This is a genomic window from Furfurilactobacillus cerevisiae (assembly GCF_048961765.1).
In the GTDB taxonomy this organism is placed as follows: Bacteria; Bacillota; Bacilli; order Lactobacillales; family Lactobacillaceae; genus Furfurilactobacillus; species Furfurilactobacillus milii_A.
Map to the genome: position 1 here is coordinate 455,897 of NZ_CP185253.1, position 20,860 is coordinate 476,756.

The following is a 20,860-nucleotide window of genomic DNA, read 5'->3' on the forward strand; positions in this document are numbered from 1 at the left end:
CGGTTTTACACATTGCGTTCGATACTTGAAGTGTAAGTAATACTTGAGGGGGCGACGCAACGTGGAAATTCGGTTAGCGCGGGTCAGCGATGTTCCGGTAATTGCCAGGATTCACGTTGACAGTTGGCAACAAACATACTCAGGTTTGTTGCCACGCAAAGTGATCGATCAGCATTCATATCCGGACCGTTTGGCTCTGTGGGAAAAGATTTATCAGTCAGACCGCACGTTAGTTGCCATTGATGAGCACAGCGGGCGTTTGTTAGGCTTCATTACTGGTGGACCGCAACGTTCGCATCCGGAGATGACAGATTATCCAGGCGAAATTTACGGCTTATATGTCGATCCTAAATTAGAGCATCATGGTATCGGGACGCGATTGTTTTATAGCAAACGGGCGGAACTGCTAAATGAACGTTTGCTACCGTTTACCATTGATTGTCTCAGCAGCAACGTTCCGGCGCTCGGATTTTACCAGTCTCATGGTGGCGAGTTGTTGAAGTCGGGGACGTACGTAGCTAACGGTTGCGATTTTGAAACACAAGTCCTGACGTTTAACATGCGCGTGTTGGGCTTGGACTGATTGACTTCTGCTTCGAAAAAGGAAAGAACCAAAGCAATGTGATTTTTCACTTGTCTTGGTTCTTTCCTTTTATTTTTGGCTTAAAAATAATAATACCGTCCATTTCCTGAATGCCAAGATTGAACGGTACTGATCTCATATCTAAATTAAATTAAGTAAATCATGTGGCTTATCTAGCACCTCTTCACTGTCGCGAATGAGTTTTTGATCCTTGGGGCCGCCCCAAGTAGCTAAGGCAAATGCTAGGCCAGCGGCGTGGGCTGCTTGTAGATCGTAAATGGTATCGCCGACATAAATAGTTTGTGTCGGGTCGAGTTTCATTTTGTGAATGATGGCAAACAAGGAGTCTGGCGCCGGTTTACCGCGTTCCACTTCGTCAGCAGTAACGTGATCATCCATGTATTGATCTAGCGGAAAGTTTTCGACAAGGTCGCGTTGATACTCTGGTGCGGCCTTAGATGTCACGATAGCGGTCTTTAGACGCGGATTTTCATGTAATTGTGCAAGCGCGGACGTAATTCCTGGGTAGACACGCATGGTATCATATGTATCCTTTGTGTACGTTTGCCACGTATCAAGTAGTCCATCGATTTCGTTATCAGGAATGCCAATTTCTTGTAAGGCAATTTTGCCAGTTGTGCCAAACGTTGGAGAGAGTTGGTCATAGTCGAATTGGCGGCCGCTGGCGGCTAGTGCACGCTGCATGGACAACATGTACATTTTCTCGGAATCAATCAGTGTACCATCCACATCAAACACAAAGTTTTGCATAAATAATCCTCCATACCAGAATATAAACGGAATTTACCATCATTATAGCAGACTGATGTTTTTGACAGCATTTTCTAGTCCCGTCCACTGTTGTGAAAACCTGACTGGGTGAGTTAAAATGGCAGTTAAGTAATTAAAAATGTACTGGAAGGATTGAGTAAACACATGAAATGGGATAAAGCTTGTACGACCGTTTTAGTTGGGAAAAAGGCGTCCGTTGATGGCTCCGTAATGGTAGCACGTAACGACGACACATTCTTGCCAATCACACCACAAAAGTTTGAAATGAAACCAGCTGCTAATGGGCGCCATGAGGAATTAGCATCTACTCAGAATGGTTTTAAGGCACCACTACCAGAAAGTGGTTATCGTTATCAAGCAACACCAAACGTGGACGTTCAAAGCGAAGGTATCTATGACGAAAGTGGCTTCAATGAGAAGAATGTTGCCATGTCCGCTACTGAAAGTGTTTACGCCAACGAAAAAGTTTTAGCTTATGACCCATTATTGCCTGATGGCATGGCCGAAGATACTATGCAAACAATGGTCCTGCCATTTATCAACTCCGCTAAAGAAGGGGTTGAGTATTTAGGCAAGTTGGTTGCCAAGTACGGCTCACCAGAAGGTAACGGGGTTATCTTCGCTGATAAAAACGATATTTGGTACATGGAAATCGTTACTGGTCATCACTGGGTTGCATCACGAATTCCTGATGATGCTTACGTTGTTGCTGCTAACCAGGTAGGTCAGGAACAAATTGATTTCGATGACCCAGACAACTTTATGTGGTCTGACGGTATTCGCGAGTTTGTCGACGAACATCACTTGAACCCTGATAAGACCGGTTGGAACTTCCGTCACATTTTTGGAACGGACACCGAAAAGGACCGTTACTACAACACACCACGGGTTTGGTTTGCACAACGCTACCTCAACCCAGAAATCGAACAGGATCCAGAATCCAGTGATTTGCCATTCATCAATCATGCCAATCGGTTGATCAGTGTTGAAGATATTGAGTATATCGAAGGCTCACACTACAACGAAACGAAGTATGATCCACTCGGTCATGGTTCTGATGAAGACAAACTACGTTACCGGGCAATTTCATTGAACCGGACACAGCAAAGTCACGTTTTGCAAATCCGTAACGATGTGCCAGAAGCATTGTCTGCCGTTATGTGGATTTGTATCGGTATTCCTGCCTTTACGCCATATTTGCCATTCTATGCCAATGCAACGGATACGGACCCTAGTTATAGCAACACATCCATGACTTACAACGTCAAGGATGCTTATTGGATGTACCGGACAGTTTCCATGCTGACAGAAAGTCACTACAGTCACTTTGTTCAAGACGATGTTGACTATCTTAAAGACTGCCATGAAGAGTTACGTCGCTTGATCGACGGGATTGACAAAGAAGCACAGGCTAAGGGCTTGACTGGCGATGCTTTGACAGCCTATCTGACAGAGCAAAACCACCACATCGTTGATGTCATGCGTGACAAGACGATGGCCATCATCGGTCACTTTGTCACTGAAGGACTCAACCGTTCCAAACTGACATTTGATTTTGACATTAACTTGTAGAATTGTGAATAGATTTAAAATGACCCACATACTGGCGTTTGCTAGTATGTGGGTCATTTTGTTTGAACCAGCGATCACATAAAATGACTGTTGCTTATAGGGACAAGACTTTGTGGAGATCGATCAAAAATGGTCAGTATTACAAAATTTGTGTATAAGGTAGATTGCAAATTTAATCCGAATTTTTGGACAAATTGGTCAGCATAACCTGATACGGTGTTTTCCAGTCAAGTATTTTAAGCGGTCTCTGGTTAATTTGGAGTAACGTCGTCGTTAAATCTTGAGCACTAATGTGCTCAAAACGAGTCCCCTTAGGATAAAAATAACGTAAATTCCGATTAAAGCGTTCATTACTACCACGTTCAGCTGGCGTATAAGCATGACAGTAATAGGTCTTAATACCATATTGTGATTCAAATGATACTAGCCCACTAAACTCAGTACCACGGTCCACAGTAAAACTGTGCACCGGTCCATTAAAAGTTGTTAGGAACTTAGTCAGTGCTTCATTAACACTCGCTGTCGTTCGGTCCTTTAACCGATATGCCCAAAGGAACCGTGATTTGCGATCGATTAAAGTTAATAAAACTGCCTTACTATGCCCACGAGGGCCAACGACGGTATCTAGTTCAAAATCACCGATGCGATTACGTTGATTAATCATCATGGGACGCTGTTCAATCGATCCCCAAAGATTTAGCCAATTATAAATGGATCGTTAGTCGCGTTACGCCGTTGGCGTAAATTCGTGTTCAGGCAGATCATTCCTGGAGAAACCAATTCTCCCCTGATTTAGCCAATTATAAATAGATTTAGTCGCTAGTTTAAATTCGTGAGCAATCATTCCTGGTGACCAGCTTAGATGTAAATGGTTGAGAATTGTTTGCTTTAACTCATCGCTCAGCTTAGTTTTCCGACCACATCGTGATCGCTTGTATTCGGCATCTGTTTGTGCTAATTCAGCCTGATAAGGTTGACATCGAGATAATTCATAAGAAATTGTTGACGGTGATCGGTTCAGCCGAACGCCCATTTGGATATTGGACAGCCCTAGTTCACAAAAGGTTTCGATTTTAATTCGTTCGGAATAGGTTATACTAGACAAAAGATCAGCTCCTAAAAGATGGGTTTGTTGTAAACACCATTTTAAAGGAAGCTGATCTTTTTTGTCCGAACAGCGTTCGGATTAATTTTACAATCTACTATAAAACGTTTATTATTAGTCGAAAATATCCATTTTTTATTTCTAGGTGTCCCTAATTTACTTCTGGAATTCAGTTTGCTATGTTAGTTGCATGGAGGACGTGGAACTGGTCGAACTCTGGTTGGTTGAAATGTTGGTTGCTGTGTGATGAAGGTTGCAGGAGGATGCGGAACGATGGCTGGGGAGAAGGATATTCGTTTTATGAGCGAGGATGAACTAAAGCAACATTGGCGGGAATATGCGAGTGCGCACGAGGATGAGTTCCTAAATCCGATATTTTCAGGTGTTAGGCAGAAGAAAAACAAGTGGGCAATATTGACGGCTGGAGCGCCAGGATCTGGAAAGTCAGAAGTGATTGATAGTATTTATGGTCCAGTAATGCAGGATTTTGTGCACATAGATGCCGACGATTTTAGAAAGTTTTTTCCGAAATATAATGGTGCTAATGCGGCTGACTATCAGAAAGGTGCGACGAAGTTAGTTGACAGGGCGTTTAGAAGGGCCTTGAATGAAAATCAGTCGTTTATTCTTGAAGGTACATTCAACTCCCAAAGCTCAGCTAGTAATATTAAGCGTGCGTTGAATCATGATTATTCTGTTAGGATAGTCTATACTTACCTTGAACCTGAAATTGATTGGCGGTTTGTTGTTCAACGGGCTATAAAAACAGGTCGCCAAGTTCCCCAAGCGGCATTTATTAGTGGTTTCCTCAATATTCCACAAAATATCTCTCAGATTTTGGAGAAATATGGAGATCGAATAGAAATAGAGATGTACGCAGGTTTGGGACATCAACAACATATTTATCGTGGCGTGGAAGCTGTGATAGAACACTTGCCAAATGATATTTCGAGAGACAGGCTGGAGGCAATAGTCAATGGAAACTAAAGATCAGAAGTTTATGCGTGAACTAGTTGAAAAGTATCATAACAATTCGGATGAATTTGAAGATAATGCTACTGATGAAGAGAAAGAGGCGTACATTCAGGCCGGTGCAAGAGAACGTAGCAGAAAAATTTTAGACGTGCTTTATCCAAACAAAAATGAAAAAGAAGCCTAGTTGTTATTAATTAATGTGGCTCTAAAAAAAAGAAGGAAACAAGCTGATGATCGCACAAGGCCTGTCTCCTTCTTTTTACTAACTAAAGGTTGAAAGTTAAGTTGTACAGTAAAGGCCCGGGAAACCGGGCCTTTACTGTACAAAAATAGACATGAATTACTCCACATCGTATTATTAAGTCGTCGAAAACCAATATACGAGGAGAATTCATGTCCATGTCTAATATACAACATTCAACCACCCAAATTCACTACTCTTTTCATCATTTTTCTAAATTGGTACAGTTAGGCGCTATCCTCCGGTGCGCCAATTTCAAGAAGAAACGGGGAATTAGAGTTAGCTTACTTGTGGAATGGCTGTTAACAACGGTCTTTTCTCGCTATTCGTTGTTTCGGGCTGATGACCCATCTGGCTTCTCAAAGCGGACGGTCCGCAATTATCTTAATGATGCTCAAATCAATTGGCAACGTTTTGTTGTACTCATTGCGATTAAGCTGATTCAATACATTCAACGCTTCACTGATTCACGACGACGCCAAGCCTTGATTGTTGATGATTCTCTATTTAAACGTGAATTCTCAAAGAAAACTGAATTATTGTCTCGAGTTTTTGACCACGATAATCAGTGTTACTTCAAGGGTTTTCGCACTCTAACCGTCGGTTGGAGTGACGCAAATACGTTTTTACCAGTCAACTTTGCTTTGATGTCCTCTCGTAATCAGCTTAACCAATTAGGCCGGTTCAAGCACCTAGACGGCCGGTCTTTAGCGGCCAAACGCCGATTACAAGCCCAACGTAAGATGAGCGGTGTTGCCTTGGAGTTACTCGACGCAGCTTTTAACGCTGGGATTAAGGCCAAGTATGTCCTATTTGACAGTTGGTACGCTTCACCACGAATGTTCTTTGAACTCTTGAAGCGTGGACGTTTTGGTATTGGTATGTTGAAGCGAACTAAAAAGGTTTATTTCCGCTATCGCGGACGTCAAATGGATGTAAAGACCCTTTATAGGGTCCTTTGTAGCGGTAAACGACCAATTCGTGATGATTATTTCTATAGTCCGATTGTTAAATTTGAAGTAGACGGGCAAGAAATGCCCGTCAAATTAGTCTACGTTTCTAATCGTGGTGCTTCGAATCAATATCTGGTTTTGGCGACTACGAAAATAGGACTACGACCCAAAGAAATCATTCAAATGTATGGTCGTCGCTGGCAAATCGAAGGCTATTTCAAAGTGGCTAAACAGTACCTGCAGTTTGATCAGACCCAAATCCAAAGCTATGACGGTCTTTGTGGCCATATGGCATTAGTTATGATGAGTTATGATATTCTGGCGCTAGCCCAACGCCAGAATATTGACGAACGCACCCTCGGTGATCTGTTTTTTGAATATGGTCGAGCGCTTCCCGATATCCCAGTCGCTGAAGCATTGAATTGGTTAATGAGAACTCTTAGTGGTCTAGGTAGAAAGATGGGCATGTCTTCAGAAGTCCTGGACACCATTTTTGAAGAATTCACAAAAGCACTGCCTAGTAGTCTCGCGAGACTACTAGGCAGTGCTGGATAAAGCTGGAAAAGTATTATTTTGAACCTCAGGCCTTTCGTGATAAGGGTTGAGGGCTATTTTCGTACTTTCAACCTTTAGTTACTAATGAATGTTATTTATGCCACAGCTTCTTTTTTCAGAATTCGAATCATGTTGCAGACAAAACCGAATTCATTGTCGAACCAAGTGTGCGTCTTAACAACTTGGAAGTCACCATTTGAAGTAACTTCGGTCTGTGTTGGGTCAAAGACCGCACCGTGGGTGTCACCGATGATATCGCTAGAAACGATTTCATCTTCGTTCCAACCAAACGCGGGGTTGTTTTCTGTGTAAGGTTTGATGGCTGCATTAACTTCATCAACGGTTACCTTTTTATCCAAAACAGAAACGAGTTCACAAACAGAGCCGTCAATGACAGCAACCCGTTGAGCGTGACCATTTAGCCGACCTTCAAGTTCAGGAATAACTAGGCCAATTGCACTCGCAGCACCAGTTGAATGAGGAATGGTGTTCGATGATGCAGTCCGGTTTGGTCGGAAGTTTTTGCCCTTAGGACCGTCTAGCAGATTCTGTGAGCTGGTGAAGGCGTGAATTGCGGTGATTGTCCCAACTTCCAGGCCAAATTCTTTGTTCAGGAAGTAAGCCATTGGTGCCAAGGCGTTAGTGGTACAGGAACCGACAGACACGATTTGGTCATCATGAGCAACCAAGTCGTCGTTAACCCCTTCAACAAGGGTTTTGATTGGTCCAGCTGGTGCAGAAATGACTACTTTCTTGGCACCGGCATCTAAATGTGCTTGCGACTTATCCTTCGATGTATAGAAGCCTGTACATTCAAGGACGATATCGACACCATCGTTTGCAACCCAAGGAATTTGCGTGGCATTGCGTTCAGCGTAAACCCGAATCTTCTTGCCGTTAACAACTAATGAATCATCGGTGGAGCTAACGTCGGCATCAAAAATACCAAAGGTTGAATCGTATTTAAGTAGGTATGCCAGCATTGCTGGACTCGTCAAATCATTAATGGCGACCACATTTAAATCAGGATCGTTAAGCGCCAACATCCGCCGGAAGGAGTCCCGACCAATGCGTCCAAAACCGTTAATAACAATATTTGCCATAAGTGTAACCTCCTAAGCTAAGCACATGTTAGTAAATCTTTTTCACTACGACGCAAGGTTAACAAATTTTCGAGGATTACGCTGTTTTTTGTACTTTGTGGGTATGCGTCGTCATATTCTCTACCGATAAATTCGTTAGTTTGATTTCATTACAGTATTTATATTAAAGTCGTGGCACTCAGCAGTGCATAACTTGGATTAAATACAATGAATGTTTGGGGTTGATTTTGTGTGAGCTGAAAGGCGTCAAAATGAAATGTAAGCCGTGGTGAAAGACTTCGGTTTTCAGAAGACTCGAACCAGTTCCACGGTAGTATTCAATTTTGGCAACCGTAAGCGTCCTCAATCATCCAACATTGCGGTGCAAACCTTTATGCGAAAGTCATGGTAAACGGTATAATTAAAAATGACGTTGGCTGTTACGAATTTCCACTACGTAGCGGTCACACATGCACGTTTGGGTTTATTATTATTTTTACTATGTAGATTGATCAATGAGGTGAAAAAATGAGTCAAGAAATACCAGAAAACATGCATGAGGTCGTTTTAAAGGTGCAAGAATTAAACGAAACACGCCATGGTGCTGATGTTGTGACTGAAGAGGAAGTAATGAAAGATGCCGTTCATGACACGTTGCAGTATTGGGCCGACTATTTGCTTGATGGGCACTACGATGACGTGCTCTGGGATGGCGAAGATCTTGTCATTGAAGATATTATGGGCAAACGGGTTGGCCGTGTGAAGCCGATGAGCGCCACATTTGCTAATGATTATCGGCAAAGTCCAGAAGGCACTTTATTCCGTTTGGAAAACGAAGCCAACAAAATTATTGCGCAGCGGTAATCCTAGTTGAACCACAAAAGATAAATGGAATGGCGTATAATTAGAGTATTCTAATGTAATCGAGGGGAAATTATGGCCGAAATAACACGACTTTATCAGAAATTCCAACCAAGTCACTACAACTTATTTATTGATGTTGAACGTGATACAAAGAAAATCAGTGGGACATCTACCATTACCGGGGATGCCAAGACCACGGACATTCAAGTTAATCAAAAGGGCATGACCATTGCCAGTGTAAAAGCAGATGGACAAGACGTTCCATTTACTACTGATGATGACGCCGAAGCAATCAACATTACGTTATCTAAGACTGGTGAAGTAACGGTTGCAATTGAGTACTCGGCACCACTAACTGACAGCATGATGGGCATTTACCCGTCATACTACGAGTTAAACGGTGAAAAGAAGCAAATCATCGGAACTCAGTTTGAAACAACGTTTGCTCGTCAGGCTTTCCCATCTGTCGATGAACCAGAAGCCAAGGCTACCTTTGACTTAGCATTGAAGTTTGACGAACAGCCTGGTGAAACAGTGCTGGCTAATATGCCAGAAGTACGTACTGAAAATGGTGTGCACTACTTCGACACGACTGTTCGGATGTCGACGTATCTGATTGCCTTTGCTTTTGGTGATTTGCAAAGCAAGCAAACAACCACGAAGAGTGGCGTGAAGGTCGGTGTGTTCGCAACCAAGGCCCACAAGGCTAACGAACTGGACTTTGCGTTGGACATTGCCAAACGCTCAATTGAATTCTACGAAGACTTCTACCAAACACCATATCCACTGCCACATTCATGGCAATTGGCATTGCCTGATTTCTCGGCCGGTGCGATGGAAAACTGGGGCTTAGTTACATACCGTGAAGCCTACCTAGTATTGGATCCAGATAACACCTCATTACGGATGAAGCAACTGGTTGCGACTGTTGTTGCGCATGAGCTGGCCCATCAATGGTTCGGTGATCTCGTAACCATGAAGTGGTGGGATGACCTATGGTTGAACGAAAGTTTTGCCAACATGATGGAATATGTGGCCGTTGATGCCTTAGAACCAGATTGGCACGTTTGGGAAATGTTCCAAACATCCGATGTTCCTGGTGCTTTAGGTCGTGATGCGACGGATGGTGTTCAGCCTGTTCACGTGCAGGTTAACAATCCGGCCGAAATCGATTCATTGTTTGACGCAGATATCGTTTATGCCAAGGGTGCACGGATGTTGGTTATGGTGCGGGCACTGCTCGGTGATGACAAGTTACGTGCTGGCCTAAAGGCTTACTTCGCTGCACATCATTACAGCAACGCTACTGGTGCTGACTTATGGTCAGCCTTGGGTGAGGCCTCTGGCATGGATGTTGGCGCAATCATGAACTCATGGTTGGAACAGCCAGGTTACCCAGTGGTTAACGCCGCTGTGGTTGATGGCAAACTGACATTGTCTCAGAAACAATTCTTTGTTGGTGATGGTAAGGATGCCGGTCGTGAATGGCAGATTCCGTTGAACGGTAATTTCAGAGAAACACCAACCATCATGAAAGATAAGCAGGTTGTCTTAGGCGATTACGATGCTTTACGTCAATCAAACGGAAAACCATTCCGTTTGAACGTTGGCAATAACTCTCACTTCATTGTGGAATACGATGACACCTTGATGCAGGATATTTTAGCTCATAAAGATGAGTTAGACAGTATTGATGAGTTGCAATTGTTGCAAGACATGCGGATGTTGGCCGATGGTCGACAACTGTCATATGCAGCAATCGTGCCATTGCTGACACAGTTTGCTGACAGTAAATCAACAATCGTCAACACTGCTTTATACACGGTTGCAGGCAACTTACGTAAATTTACGTTGCCTGACACACCAGAAGAAACGCAATTGCGTCAATTGTATGGCAAACTGAGTTCAAAGCAGGTTGCTCGTTTGGGTTGGGAAGCCAAGGCTGGTGAGTCCAATGATGACCAGATGACACGGCCAATTGTTTTGGGTGCCTCAATGTTTGCTAAGAACGCTGATTCAATTGCGGCTGCTCACGACTTATACCAAGCTAACGCGGACAAGTTGGAAACGTTGAACGCAACTTTACGTCCATACATTTTGATCAATGAAATGCGTGAGTTTGGTAGTGAGGAACTTTTCAACAAATTCTTAACGGCTTATCAGAAGACTTCTGACGCCAGCTACAAGACGTCTCTGTTAGAAGGAATCACAGCAACTAAAGACGCTGCTTTGGTGAAGAAGACCATTGCACAGTTTGAAAATGCTGATGTCATTAAGCCACAAGACCTTCGCGGTTGGTACTATGAACTATTGTTGAACAAAGATGGTCAGCAAGCTGCGTGGGACTGGATTCGTGACGAATGGTCATGGCTTGAAAAGACTGTTGGTGGCGATATGGAATTTGCAACGTTTATCACACGGACTGCTGATGTCTTCAAGACACCAGAACGCTTGGCCGAATTCAAAGCATTCTTCGAACCAAAACTCAACACACCTGGTTTAACCCGTGAAATCCAAATGGATACTAAGGTTATCGAAAGTCGGGTTGCACTGATTGAAGCTGAACAAGCCAAAGTTAATGCTGCAGTTGCGGAAGCTGCAAAGTAAATTTAAAAGTTTTTGAATTAAAAGGCTGCTCAGAGTCTCATAACTCTGGGCAGCCCTTTTTTTATTCAGTCTCACGTTGATCGTATGCACGTTTGGATTTATAACCAGCTTTGAACACTGTTTTCATGGTGGCGATGTGGGCTTCTTTTGTTGCTTCCGATTTAACATCGAAAATGTAGCGCGCCCATTCGCGTTGATAACCTGGTGTCAATTTTCTAAAGAAGGTTTGCATCTCTCGGTCATTTGCTAACAAATTTGCTACTTCAGGAACGTTCGTTTCAAAATCATCTAGCGTTTTATTCTTTTCTGCCATGATTCAAGACTTCCTTTCAGTCAGTGTTGCTGGGTCGTAGATACCAATGTCAGCAACTGTCACAATACCGCCAAAACGACGGCCATTATCGGTTGCCAAACCAAGTTTGTTATAACTCATCGTCACTGTTTCTGTGGCTTCAACAACGGTGCCCATTACTTGGCCGTTGTCTGTACCGAGGCCAGTGGGCATGTCAACCGCCATGACGTTAGCTTTGGCGCCGTTAATAGCGTCGACCACGTCAGCAAACTTACCAGTAACGTCACGTGAGAGACCGACGCCAAAGATGGCATCTACGATTGTTGTGTAATTTGCCATGTCGGGTTGATCGGTGACAACGGGGATGTTGTAGTGATCAGCAATGGTCAGTTGTTGTTGCGTCTGTTCAGAAGCATGGTCACGATTACCGAGCAACCAAATCGTCACTGGGATGTGATTTAGGTGCAGCAATCTGGCAACGGCTACGCCATCACCGCCGTTGTTACCGGTGCCAGCAACCACTAACACACTTTTTAGATCAAAACTGGTACTGTTTACGATTTGATGGGCGACGGCAAGCGCCGCCCGTTCCATCAGAACCATTGAAGGGACACCAATTTGATTCATCGTGTAAGCGTCAAATGCCTGTGATTGTGCTGCCGTAATGTACGTTGTTGCCATAATGAGATACGCTTCCTTAATCAAAGAATTATTGAACGCTCGTGAAGGTGTGGAATAGGTCAGCGACGGTGGCGTCGGCAGTTCGCAGGAGATTGTCGTTCACCCCTGGCCGTGGGCTGGCTGTTGTAAACCAGTGCCTGCCTTCTGTTGGGACGCCCCAAAAGTAAAGACCTGTTCGATGCTGGCCATTACTATCAATGAGTTCATTACGACTCATGTCGACATCAATGCCACCAGGTTCAAAGGTGCTTCCATCTTCCATAGTAACGCGTTCTGGTCGGCCCAGTCCTTCTTTGATCAGATTTTGGATTAGTGGGTTCAGTGTATGGCTGGCGGACACTGCAGGTAGCCGGGCCTCAACCAGCCAACTGGCTTCGTAGCGTTCCTCAGGTTTCACCTTTGACCATGTGGCAAACTGATGGGTTTGTGCATCTGCTTCAGCCATCATGCTGGGTCCGAGAAGTGTCACAATACCGGATTGAATCAACGCTCGCAGTTCTGCAATGCGAGTTTCAGGTGGCCCAACAGATAGATACGAATTTTCATTGTTAAATTGACCGAGGAATGTGTTGCGGTAATCTTCTGGTCGCAACAGCTGGTTATCAACGACTTTACGAACCACATCTCGCAGATCACGAAACATTTCCAGCGCGGAAGTGAGTGGACCTGTTTTGGTGCCTAGCAACGCCGCTTCAACGTCCGTCTGTAAATAGTCGGCCATGGTTTCCGGCTTGTCACTGTTAGCGACAAACTCAGCTGGATTTAACAGTTGATTCCAATTGAGATAGTCGCTTTCAACAATGGGAGAGCGGAACACAATCGCTGATGGTTCCTTAGCGGCCACAAATTCACGCAAGAACTCATCAGCATCCACCTGTGGATACTTCAAAGCGAGCAAACGTTGATAATAAACGTATTCCGCCTCGTGGTGAAATTGTTCGATAAAGCGAGAGCCAATTAAGGATCCGGTCGTTTGATAGTGTGAAAACCAATCAGGAGTTAAAAAATGTGGTCGATCCAGCTCACCATAGCCTTTTTCATTACGTCCCTTAGCTCTCAGTGGAAAGCCGCGGCGTGAACCGGCAATAATGTGAGGTTCGATGCCAGATGGGTGGTAAGTGAGTTCGCCATCTTGAGCTTGATTGAAATGACCGCCACGACCTTGCGTGAGCATTGTTACGGCATCAAAGAAACTTAGTCCTAACCCGCGCAAAATAACATTTTCGCCAGCTTTTAAATCAGTGAAATTGTATTCTTGTGGCTGTGTCGGTGCTGTGTAGTGCAAGTCGTTTTCGTCGGCAAAGTTTAACAGTGCCTGTTGTTCATCAGTAAGTTCATCCTCGTAATGACCCAGAGCCATGATGACAGCGTCCGTTTGGAAACGATCCGATGCCGTCTTTAACAGGTAGCGATGCGTTGCGTCAATATGACGAATTGACACCACTTGCTCTTTTTTAAGAGTCAGTGAAACTGAGTCAGGCAAACGTTGTTGTAAATAGTTATAGAACCAGCGTTGATAAGCACCAAAGAGGCTACGGGATGCGTAGCCGTTGTGCACTAATGCTGCCGCTTCATTGAGTAAGTCAGCTCGGTTGGGTAATTGGTGTCCAAACAGAAAAGCTGGTGCTTGTTTATGTGCCCATTCATATAAGTTTGGTCCTTTAACGATGGGCCCTTCCATTTGGACACTCTCGTCAGTGAATAATGTGATGTAATCTGGGTTCGTGTTCATAAGCAATTCGTGGGGTTGACCAACAGGCCACACGCGGCCGCCGATACCATATGGATCGATAAACGTTAAGTTCAGGTGGTCATACTGTTTTGTTTGACGCTGCCATTCAATTAAGCGTTCAGCGGCTACCAGTCCGCGGGGTCCAGCCCCAATTAAGTCAATGTCCATAGTTCTGCCTCCAACACAATAAAGTAACTGCCATTAGTATATTTCTTCGTGGGTGAAAGTGCATGGATTTATCATTAGAGCGATTTCAAACTTTTGTATCAATTGGGATGTAGGATGTGGATCTAAATGCCGCTTACGGTTGTCAATATTGACACGCTCGCCGTGGGACCGGTTCGACTCTCCTGAGGACCGGAGTTTCTCACCTCGCCGCAAAACCCCGTGGAAACCCGGGTCTTTACGACCGTCCGTGTTGTAAATCCGAATGGTTCTCTCGGATTAACAACACCTTCACGGCTCGGTATCAATATTGACGCCCTTCAGCTCACTTAGTGATTTCGTGATGACAGTATCGATAGGTTATCAGCAGGGGAATAAAAATAAGTTTCTAGTCATCCTCATAGCAGATAATATTGTACTTTTAGCCATTGTTTGTTGAGTCAAAAAAGGCCGTCCCGATTGGACGACCTTTTTACTGTAACTGTCTTTAAAATTAGTCTTTAAAATTTTTAACTTCGTCAATGAACCACTTGTTAAAGGCAGCAGCGTCCACGTCGACACAGACACTGGCGTTAGTCTTACCATCGTGATAGGCACCACGGACATCAGCAACCGTTTCACCGTTTGCTGGGCCATCTGTCACAACATCAACCCAGTAATCTTTGGTTGTGTAGGCTTCAGGGTGCAAGAGGTAGAAGATGGTGTTGGCATCATGAACGGCGGTCCCGTTTTCGTTGTGATCGAAGTCATGACTGATGATTTCGTGCAACATGTGACCGGCGCGGCCAAACTTGTCGATGGTTTCCAATGTTTCGTCGGTAATCAAGGCCTTCATGGTAACGTCCAAACCAACCATCACAATTGGCACACCAGAATCGTACATGATTTTGGCAGCATGTGGGTCAGTGAAGACGTTGAATTCTGCGGCACTGGTCATGTTACCGTGACCTAACGAACCACCCATGGCGATGATTTTTTCAATGTGATCCTTAACTTCTGGGTATTGGATAAACAATAGCGCAATGTTTGTGTATGAACCCGTTGGCACAAGGATAATCTTTTCATCGCTAGCCATGATGGCATCGTGCAAGGCTTCTACGGCGGACTTGTCGATTGCTTTGTCAGTTGGTTCAGGGAAGTCGTATCCGGCCATTCCTGAAGCACCGTGGATGCGGGCGGCATCTTCAAATTCTTTAATCAATGGTGTTTTGGCACCACCTGCAACAGGAACGTGTTTGCCATAGAAGTTATCGATGGTCAGTGCGTTTTTCGTCGTTTTATCAACCGTAACATTACCGGCCACAGCAGTGATGAGTTGTAGGTCGATTTGTGGGTCGTTTAAAGCCATTGATAAAGCAGCTGCGTCATCAATACCTGGGTCAGTGTCCATAATTACTTTGTAAGTCATAATATGATTCCTCCAGTATATTCTTCCGTGGCGTAACGCTCACTGACGCTACCGACGGTTCTCTTTCATCATACTAAAAAATCGATCAAAAAGAAAACGCTTTCGCACATTATGAACATTTTCTAATGAATGGAGACGCTTGCTGACCAAATGTGTTGATTAAGTTGCAGTTTAATTGAAAGTTGCTACGTTTGTGGTTGTACAAGGTTCTACCCGAAAAGGTATAATGGTAAAGCAAACAAAAACTTTAGGAGGCGGCAACTATCGAACGCATATTACCAATTAAGAATGGGCACAACTTTCGGGACTTGGGTGGTTATCAGACAAATGATGGTCGCACGACTGCTTGGCAGCGCGTTGTTCGGTCAGCTAAGTTAAACACACTTGATCGAGCGGATCTTCAAGTACTCTCTGACTATGGTGTTCACACCATTCTTGATTTTCGAACGAACAAAGAATTGCTTAGCGCACCGGATCGTGTTCCCGGCGGCGCCAAGGATTACCATACGCCAATCTTGGCTGTTGATGATACGCGTAGTTCCGCCTCGCGTGAAGAATTACGCGATGACTTGAGTGAACCGGGGTACGGTCATCGTCAAATGGTCCAAACGTACCATGAGATGGTTGCTGACGACTTCTCACAAAATGCCTACCGCATGTTCTTTGATTACTTATTAGCCAATCAAAGTGGCGCCGTTCTGTTTCACTGTACGGCAGGAAAAGACCGAACTGGTTTAGGGGCGATTATGTTGCTGTCTGCCTTAGACGTTCCTCAGCAAACGATTCTAGAAGATTATTTGCTGACTCGGTTGGCCTCAAAAGCAATGCTTGCAGAAAATCAGCAACGTTTGGAAGACGAAGGGGCATCACAGGCGGTAAAGGATAACGTGACTGCCTTGTGGACCGTTAGCGAAGATTACTTCGACGCTGCCATGGAAGAAGTCAAGACTCAGTCGGGTGACATGAAACATTACCTAACTGATAAGATCGGACTGACGCCAGATAAAATTGATATGCTAAAACAACTGTATTTGAAATAAGTGGTGAGGACGGCATTGAAGCCGTCTTTTTTAATTTGAAGATAAAACGAACCATCTAATTGCTCCCTAATTGCTCCAAATTTAAAAAGCATTCAGTTAAAAAAGCTGTTAGCGTAGATTTCAGCAGGTTTGGCTGTGTATAGGTGGAAGCATAAAATTGTGTTTAGATATCTAACAAATGTAAGCGTTGAATGATGTTTACACAAAATTGGTCACTTTAGCAAGTTGTAGGGCGTCGACATTGATACTGAGCCGTGAAGGTGTTGTTAATCCGAATGGTTCTTTCGGATTAACAACACGGACGGTCGCATAGACTCGGAACTTCACGAGGCTGTGCGGCGAGGTGAAAGACCGTGATCTTCGGGCTTGAACCGGTCCCACGGTGAGTGTGTCAATGTCAACAACCGCAGGGCATTGTTCAACTTTGATTGGAATTAAAATATTTATTCAAATAAAGCAGGACCGCAGATGCTTATCGCACCCACAGTCCTGCTTTATTTGAATCAAAAATGATATGTGTTGTTGGTCAACAAAAACGTTAGTCAATGACTACTCGTGGTTGATCGATTGTTAGAATACTGGTTTCAGCATCGGCATTGAGGTAGGCTTTGGTCAACTCTTTTAAGTCAGCCAACGCTGCTTCCAATGCGTCTTTTCGTTCTGGATTGACACATTCTAAGCATAAAAAGGCATTGCTTGTGTCTTCAGTAAGCATGGTTCGTTCACCATCGCGCCAGTTCCAGCAGCGGCAGATGATACCAGCGTCATCTTTGTACACCACTTCGCCTGGCAGCGCAGGTTCTTCGTCATCTTCACCTAGTGGGTGGAAAGGTTCACCACCATCGGCCACGGTCAGTTTGATATCACCAACCATGGCATCGATGTTTTCACCACCACAGGGGAGAGCATGACGCAGTGAAATCACGTTATACAGGTCAACTAGTGGGTTGATGCTGCTAACTGGTTTGCCCTGTTGAGCGCGTTTGAGCAGGTTTTCAATGGATGAACGCGCCCCTTTTTTCGTTTTGAACTTGCGGTAGGCCTCCCGCCAATCGGCAACCACACCGTTTTGAGCGATGGGTGTTTCAGGAACTAACTGTTGTGCTTGTTGATTAGCGTCATCCAGCACAGCTTGGGGGAACTCGCCGTGATTGTCGAAGTTGTGCAACGTGGCGATGCCAATCGTTGTATCGGGAAACAGGTTCCAGAATGCGGGTTCAATTTCAAAAGCTTTAGACATAAAATGGCCTCCTCAGAATTTTTGCGTCACCTAAGATTGTAACGCAGGCTGAGTGGCCAGTGCACGAGTGATTTCGCAAACGAAACAGACAAAGGACTTTTTTGAAAGTTAACGGGAAACGACGGAAATGTGTTCGTTGATATGTTGATGATTCTGAATTTCATCGACGAATGCAATCGCATAATCAGCGTAACTGACTTCACACAAACCTGCAGCATTATAGCTGCGAAAATCAGTTCCCAATTGATAGTGACCGGTGCGAGGTGCTCGAAAGACAAATTTTTCTGCTGGTGAAATATAAGTCCAATCAACGCCATCGCTAGCCCGCAGAAGTTTGAGGACGTCATTTAAACTATTTGCTGAATTTTTGGCAGCTTCTGGGAATCCTGGCTCGTCAAACAACCGTTGTGAGCGTTCAGCATCCGTGTATAAACAACTGGAACTGCCCACGACCATCAACCGAACGCTGGATTGCTTCGTGATTTCAATTAAATGTTTGATCAAGGCTGGATATAAACGACTACTATCATTTAATTTACCTGTGCCAAACGCGCAAACGAGCACGTCCAAATCTTCAATATCATCACTGGTTAATAACGTAGGTTCAATCTCCAACACCTCTGCATCTGAAGATACTCGACGGTGGTCACGCAAGATGACCTCAACATCAATGTCTCGTGACTGCGCTTCCTGTAAGATAACGTTTCCAGTTCGGTTTGTGGCTCCGATAATGCCAATTTTCATAATTTTAAATTACTCCTCGTTTACAATTTGTGTGGCCGTGATGGTCTACTGCACTCTAGCAACAGTATAATGAAAGTAGCGTAACATTACCAAAGAATCCAAGCTTGAATTGTATGGAGGGTCTAAGAATGACAGAAAAATATGAATGGCGAAAAGCCGAGCGCGTCATTTATCCAACCATGAAACGACCAACAATTACGACCATCCCGGCGCAAACGTTTATTACCTTAACTGGGCAAGGGGATCCAAACACCGCACCATTTGGCGATAAGGTAGCTGCACTGTATGCAATCAGTTACGCCATTAAAATGGCACCCAAGAAGAACATTGTCTTTCCTGGTGCGTTTGATTACACTGTTTATCCACTTGAGGGACGCTGGACGCTGCCAGGGGGCTATAACCAACCAACAATTGATAAAACGCAATTGCTGTATACGATTATGATCAAACAACCAGCCTTCGTGGACGAACAGGTGTTAACACAAGCAAAAACGATGGTTAAAGAGAAGGTGCCCGCTGAACTGTTGGCTGCGATGAAACTCACAACGGTTGCTGAAGGTCTCGTGGGGATGTTGTTACACATTGGTTCGTTTGACACTGAACAGGAAGATTTTGAGCGACTCGACTATTTTCTTCACAATGAAGGTTATGAACGCACAGAAAAGGCGCACAAAGAGATTTACCTGTCTGACTTTCGGCGGGTGGCCGAAGACAAACGGAAAACCTTATTGCGCGTCAAAATTGCCAAGAATCAACAATTACAAGACCTACTTTAATTCGCGACCGCGTAGTACGTGAGACAAACGCAGTGAGGTCAACAACGCCAGGACAATCATGATGAACGATACAACAAATGAGACGCGAAGGCCGTAGTAAAATGCGTCTGGATGCGCCGGCAAATAAGTCGTGACATGATAGCCCATGAAGTGACTCATTGCCCCAAATAAGGTCGTGGTTGCGGCCGCAGTGCCCGTGACCATGCCTAAGTTACGGGCTAGCGAATTGATGCTGCCCGCGATGCCAAGTTCAGATTTATCGACAACTGACATGACGATATCACCGTTTGGCGACTGAAACAGACCAGTTCCCAATCCCATGATAATTGTGATCACAATGTACTGCCAAATTGGAGTAGTGCCGTTCAAAAGCAAAACGAAGCCTAATTGCGACAGTGCAATAATGGCAAGCCCACTGCTGGCAACAGTCGCCTGTGACAGCTTGTCCGCCAGAAAACCGCCAATTGGTCCGGCGATAACCAGCGTGATTGGGAAGACCATCAGTAAAATTCCGGCTTGCCCAGGTGTAAACCGACGAGCGTTTTCCAGGTAAAATGGCATAAGGACGACGCTAAAAAAGTTTGACAAGAAAATCAGGACGGCAGCACTCACACCTAGTGTAAACGGCCGGTTACTGAAAATGTGCAGTGACATCATGGGTGCTGGTGTGCGCCGTTCTCGTCGAAGAAAAATCACGATAGCGATTAGTGCCAAGACAAAACCAATAATTGGTATGGCAGCGGTGAAGCCAACTTGTTGGCCGATGAATACACCGCCGAACAGACCGATAATGAAGATTGACCAACTAATCAAGCCAAACCAGTCAATCTCACCACCTGGCCGTGATTCGGTTTTTGGCAGTGCAAAAGCACCGATTATAATGGCAACTAAGCCGATTGGAACGTTGATCCAGAAAATATCATGCCAGGATCCCGTCGCTAAGATGAGTCCGCCTAGCGCTGGGCCGGCGACCGAACCAAGCGCGACAAATGTGCCAACAAATCCCATCGCCCGGCCACGCCGGTTGATATCAAACGTACTAGTTACAATGCCGTATGTGTTGGAAAGGGTTAAGGCACCACCAAATGCTTGGACAATGCGTGACAATAGTAGTAACCAAAATGTCGTGCTGACGGCTGCTAAAAGGGATCCAAGAACGAACACGCCAGTACCAATGCGGAAAATGCGCACTTTTCCATACATATCGCCAAGACGGCCAAAGAAAAGTAGTAACGCACACATGAAAATGAGGTAAAGTGAAACTACCCACTCTGCTTGGTTTAGAGGAATGTTCAATTGATGTCCCATAACGGGGATGGCGATATTAACGATGCTGGCGTCCAAATTGGACATAAATGCGAAAATGCCAATAGCGACGAGCACCCACCAGTTATTGGTTGCTGCATTGATGGCTTGTTTTTGCATCATAAACGCCTCCATTACTATTACTATA

General features: G+C 44.6%; 18 protein-coding genes and 1 pseudogene. 9 read left to right on the top strand and 10 right to left on the bottom strand.

From position 1 onward, the window contains the following. Positions 1–61 precede the first annotated feature (61 nt). The gene (locus tag ABUE36_RS02040) at positions 62–583 is read left to right on the top strand and encodes a GNAT family N-acetyltransferase (protein WP_161002209.1); all 522 of its coding nucleotides are present in this window, start codon (positions 62–64) and stop codon (positions 581–583) included. Positions 584–724: 141 nt separating this feature from the next. Here the strand turns inward: ABUE36_RS02040 and ABUE36_RS02045 are convergent, their stop codons facing one another. Then, the gene (locus tag ABUE36_RS02045) at positions 725–1,354 is read right to left on the bottom strand and encodes an HAD family hydrolase (RefSeq protein WP_161002210.1); all 630 of its coding nucleotides are present in this window, start codon (positions 1,352–1,354) and stop codon (positions 725–727) included. A gap of 165 nt (positions 1,355–1,519) precedes the next feature. Between ABUE36_RS02045 and ABUE36_RS02050 the strand changes: the two genes are divergently transcribed. Next, complete coding sequence (locus ABUE36_RS02050; RefSeq protein WP_161002211.1) at positions 1,520–2,947, top strand: C69 family dipeptidase; 1,428 nt, start codon at positions 1,520–1,522, stop codon at positions 2,945–2,947. Between the two features lie 172 nt (positions 2,948–3,119). On the opposite strand, the pseudogene ABUE36_RS02055 reads toward ABUE36_RS02050, so the two are convergent. Next, a pseudogene (locus tag ABUE36_RS02055) lies at positions 3,120–4,052 on the bottom strand (IS30 family transposase). Positions 4,053–4,325: 273 nt separating this feature from the next. Between ABUE36_RS02055 and ABUE36_RS02060 the strand changes: the two are divergent. The 3 genes from ABUE36_RS02060 (at position 4,326) to ABUE36_RS02070 (ending at position 6,776) form a co-directional block, all read left to right on the top strand. Beyond that, positions 4,326–5,039, top strand: coding sequence for a zeta toxin family protein (locus ABUE36_RS02060; protein ID WP_421017065.1), 714 nt, complete (start codon positions 4,326–4,328; stop codon positions 5,037–5,039). After that, positions 5,029–5,211, top strand: a complete 183-nt coding sequence (locus ABUE36_RS02065) for a hypothetical protein (protein WP_161002213.1) — start codon at positions 5,029–5,031, stop codon at positions 5,209–5,211. The genes ABUE36_RS02060 and ABUE36_RS02065 overlap by 11 nt, the downstream gene beginning before the upstream one ends. Before the next feature lie 215 nt (positions 5,212–5,426). After that, positions 5,427–6,776, top strand: a complete 1,350-nt coding sequence (locus ABUE36_RS02070; protein ID WP_421017452.1) for an IS4 family transposase — start codon at positions 5,427–5,429, stop codon at positions 6,774–6,776. A 95-nt stretch (positions 6,777–6,871) separates the two neighbouring features. On the opposite strand, the gene gap is transcribed toward ABUE36_RS02070, so the two are convergent. After that, positions 6,872–7,879: a type I glyceraldehyde-3-phosphate dehydrogenase gene (gene gap / locus ABUE36_RS02075; RefSeq protein WP_421017066.1), complete on the bottom strand. Its 1,008-nt coding sequence runs from the start codon at positions 7,877–7,879 to the stop codon at positions 6,872–6,874. Positions 7,880–8,386: 507 nt separating this feature from the next. On the opposite strand from gap, the gene ABUE36_RS02080 reads away from it, so the two are divergent. Beyond that, on the top strand, positions 8,387–8,722 hold the full coding sequence (locus ABUE36_RS02080) for a hypothetical protein (RefSeq protein ID WP_161002215.1): 336 nt from the start codon (positions 8,387–8,389) through the stop codon (positions 8,720–8,722). Positions 8,723–8,794: 72 nt separating this feature from the next. Continuing rightward, a complete protein-coding gene (locus ABUE36_RS02085) occupies positions 8,795–11,329 on the top strand; it encodes a M1 family metallopeptidase (RefSeq protein ID WP_161002216.1) in 2,535 nt (844 codons plus the stop codon). A gap of 61 nt (positions 11,330–11,390) precedes the next feature. Here ABUE36_RS02085 and ABUE36_RS02090 read toward each other — a convergent pair whose 3' ends face one another. The 4 genes from ABUE36_RS02090 to rihC form a co-directional block, all read right to left on the bottom strand. Next, positions 11,391–11,642 (bottom strand): YdeI/OmpD-associated family protein, encoded by a 252-nt coding sequence (locus ABUE36_RS02090; RefSeq protein WP_161002217.1) that lies wholly within the window; start codon positions 11,640–11,642, stop codon positions 11,391–11,393. A gap of 3 nt (positions 11,643–11,645) precedes the next feature. Further along, on the bottom strand, positions 11,646–12,302 hold the full coding sequence (locus ABUE36_RS02095; RefSeq protein ID WP_161002218.1) for an NAD(P)H-hydrate epimerase: 657 nt from the start codon (positions 12,300–12,302) through the stop codon (positions 11,646–11,648). Between the two features lie 28 nt (positions 12,303–12,330). Next, positions 12,331–14,202, bottom strand: a complete 1,872-nt coding sequence (locus tag ABUE36_RS02100; RefSeq protein ID WP_421017067.1) for an FAD/NAD(P)-binding protein — start codon at positions 14,200–14,202, stop codon at positions 12,331–12,333. A 490-nt stretch (positions 14,203–14,692) separates the two neighbouring features. Next, positions 14,693–15,607 (bottom strand): ribonucleoside hydrolase RihC, encoded by a 915-nt coding sequence (rihC, locus tag ABUE36_RS02105; protein WP_161002220.1) that lies wholly within the window; start codon positions 15,605–15,607, stop codon positions 14,693–14,695. A 281-nt stretch (positions 15,608–15,888) separates the two neighbouring features. On the opposite strand from rihC, the gene ABUE36_RS02110 reads away from it, so the two are divergent. Further along, positions 15,889–16,647: a tyrosine-protein phosphatase gene (locus tag ABUE36_RS02110; RefSeq protein WP_347877386.1), complete on the top strand. Its 759-nt coding sequence runs from the start codon at positions 15,889–15,891 to the stop codon at positions 16,645–16,647. Positions 16,648–17,185: 538 nt separating this feature from the next. Here ABUE36_RS02110 and ABUE36_RS02115 read toward each other — a convergent pair. Continuing rightward, positions 17,186–17,887, bottom strand: coding sequence for a B3/4 domain-containing protein (locus ABUE36_RS02115; RefSeq protein ID WP_421017068.1), 702 nt, complete (start codon positions 17,885–17,887; stop codon positions 17,186–17,188). Between the two features lie 108 nt (positions 17,888–17,995). Beyond that, positions 17,996–18,631 (bottom strand): NAD(P)-dependent oxidoreductase, encoded by a 636-nt coding sequence (locus ABUE36_RS02120; RefSeq protein WP_161002222.1) that lies wholly within the window; start codon positions 18,629–18,631, stop codon positions 17,996–17,998. 128 nt (positions 18,632–18,759) lie between these two features. On the opposite strand from ABUE36_RS02120, the gene ABUE36_RS02125 reads away from it, so the two are divergent. Next, positions 18,760–19,407: a GyrI-like domain-containing protein gene (locus tag ABUE36_RS02125; protein ID WP_421017069.1), complete on the top strand. Its 648-nt coding sequence runs from the start codon at positions 18,760–18,762 to the stop codon at positions 19,405–19,407. Here ABUE36_RS02125 and ABUE36_RS02130 read toward each other — a convergent pair. Next, entirely contained in the window at positions 19,399–20,835 is a 1,437-nt protein-coding gene (locus ABUE36_RS02130) for an MFS transporter (RefSeq protein WP_347877384.1), read from the bottom strand. The two genes, ABUE36_RS02125 and ABUE36_RS02130, sit on opposite strands and share 9 nt — an antisense overlap. Between the last annotated feature and the right edge of the window lie 25 nt (positions 20,836–20,860).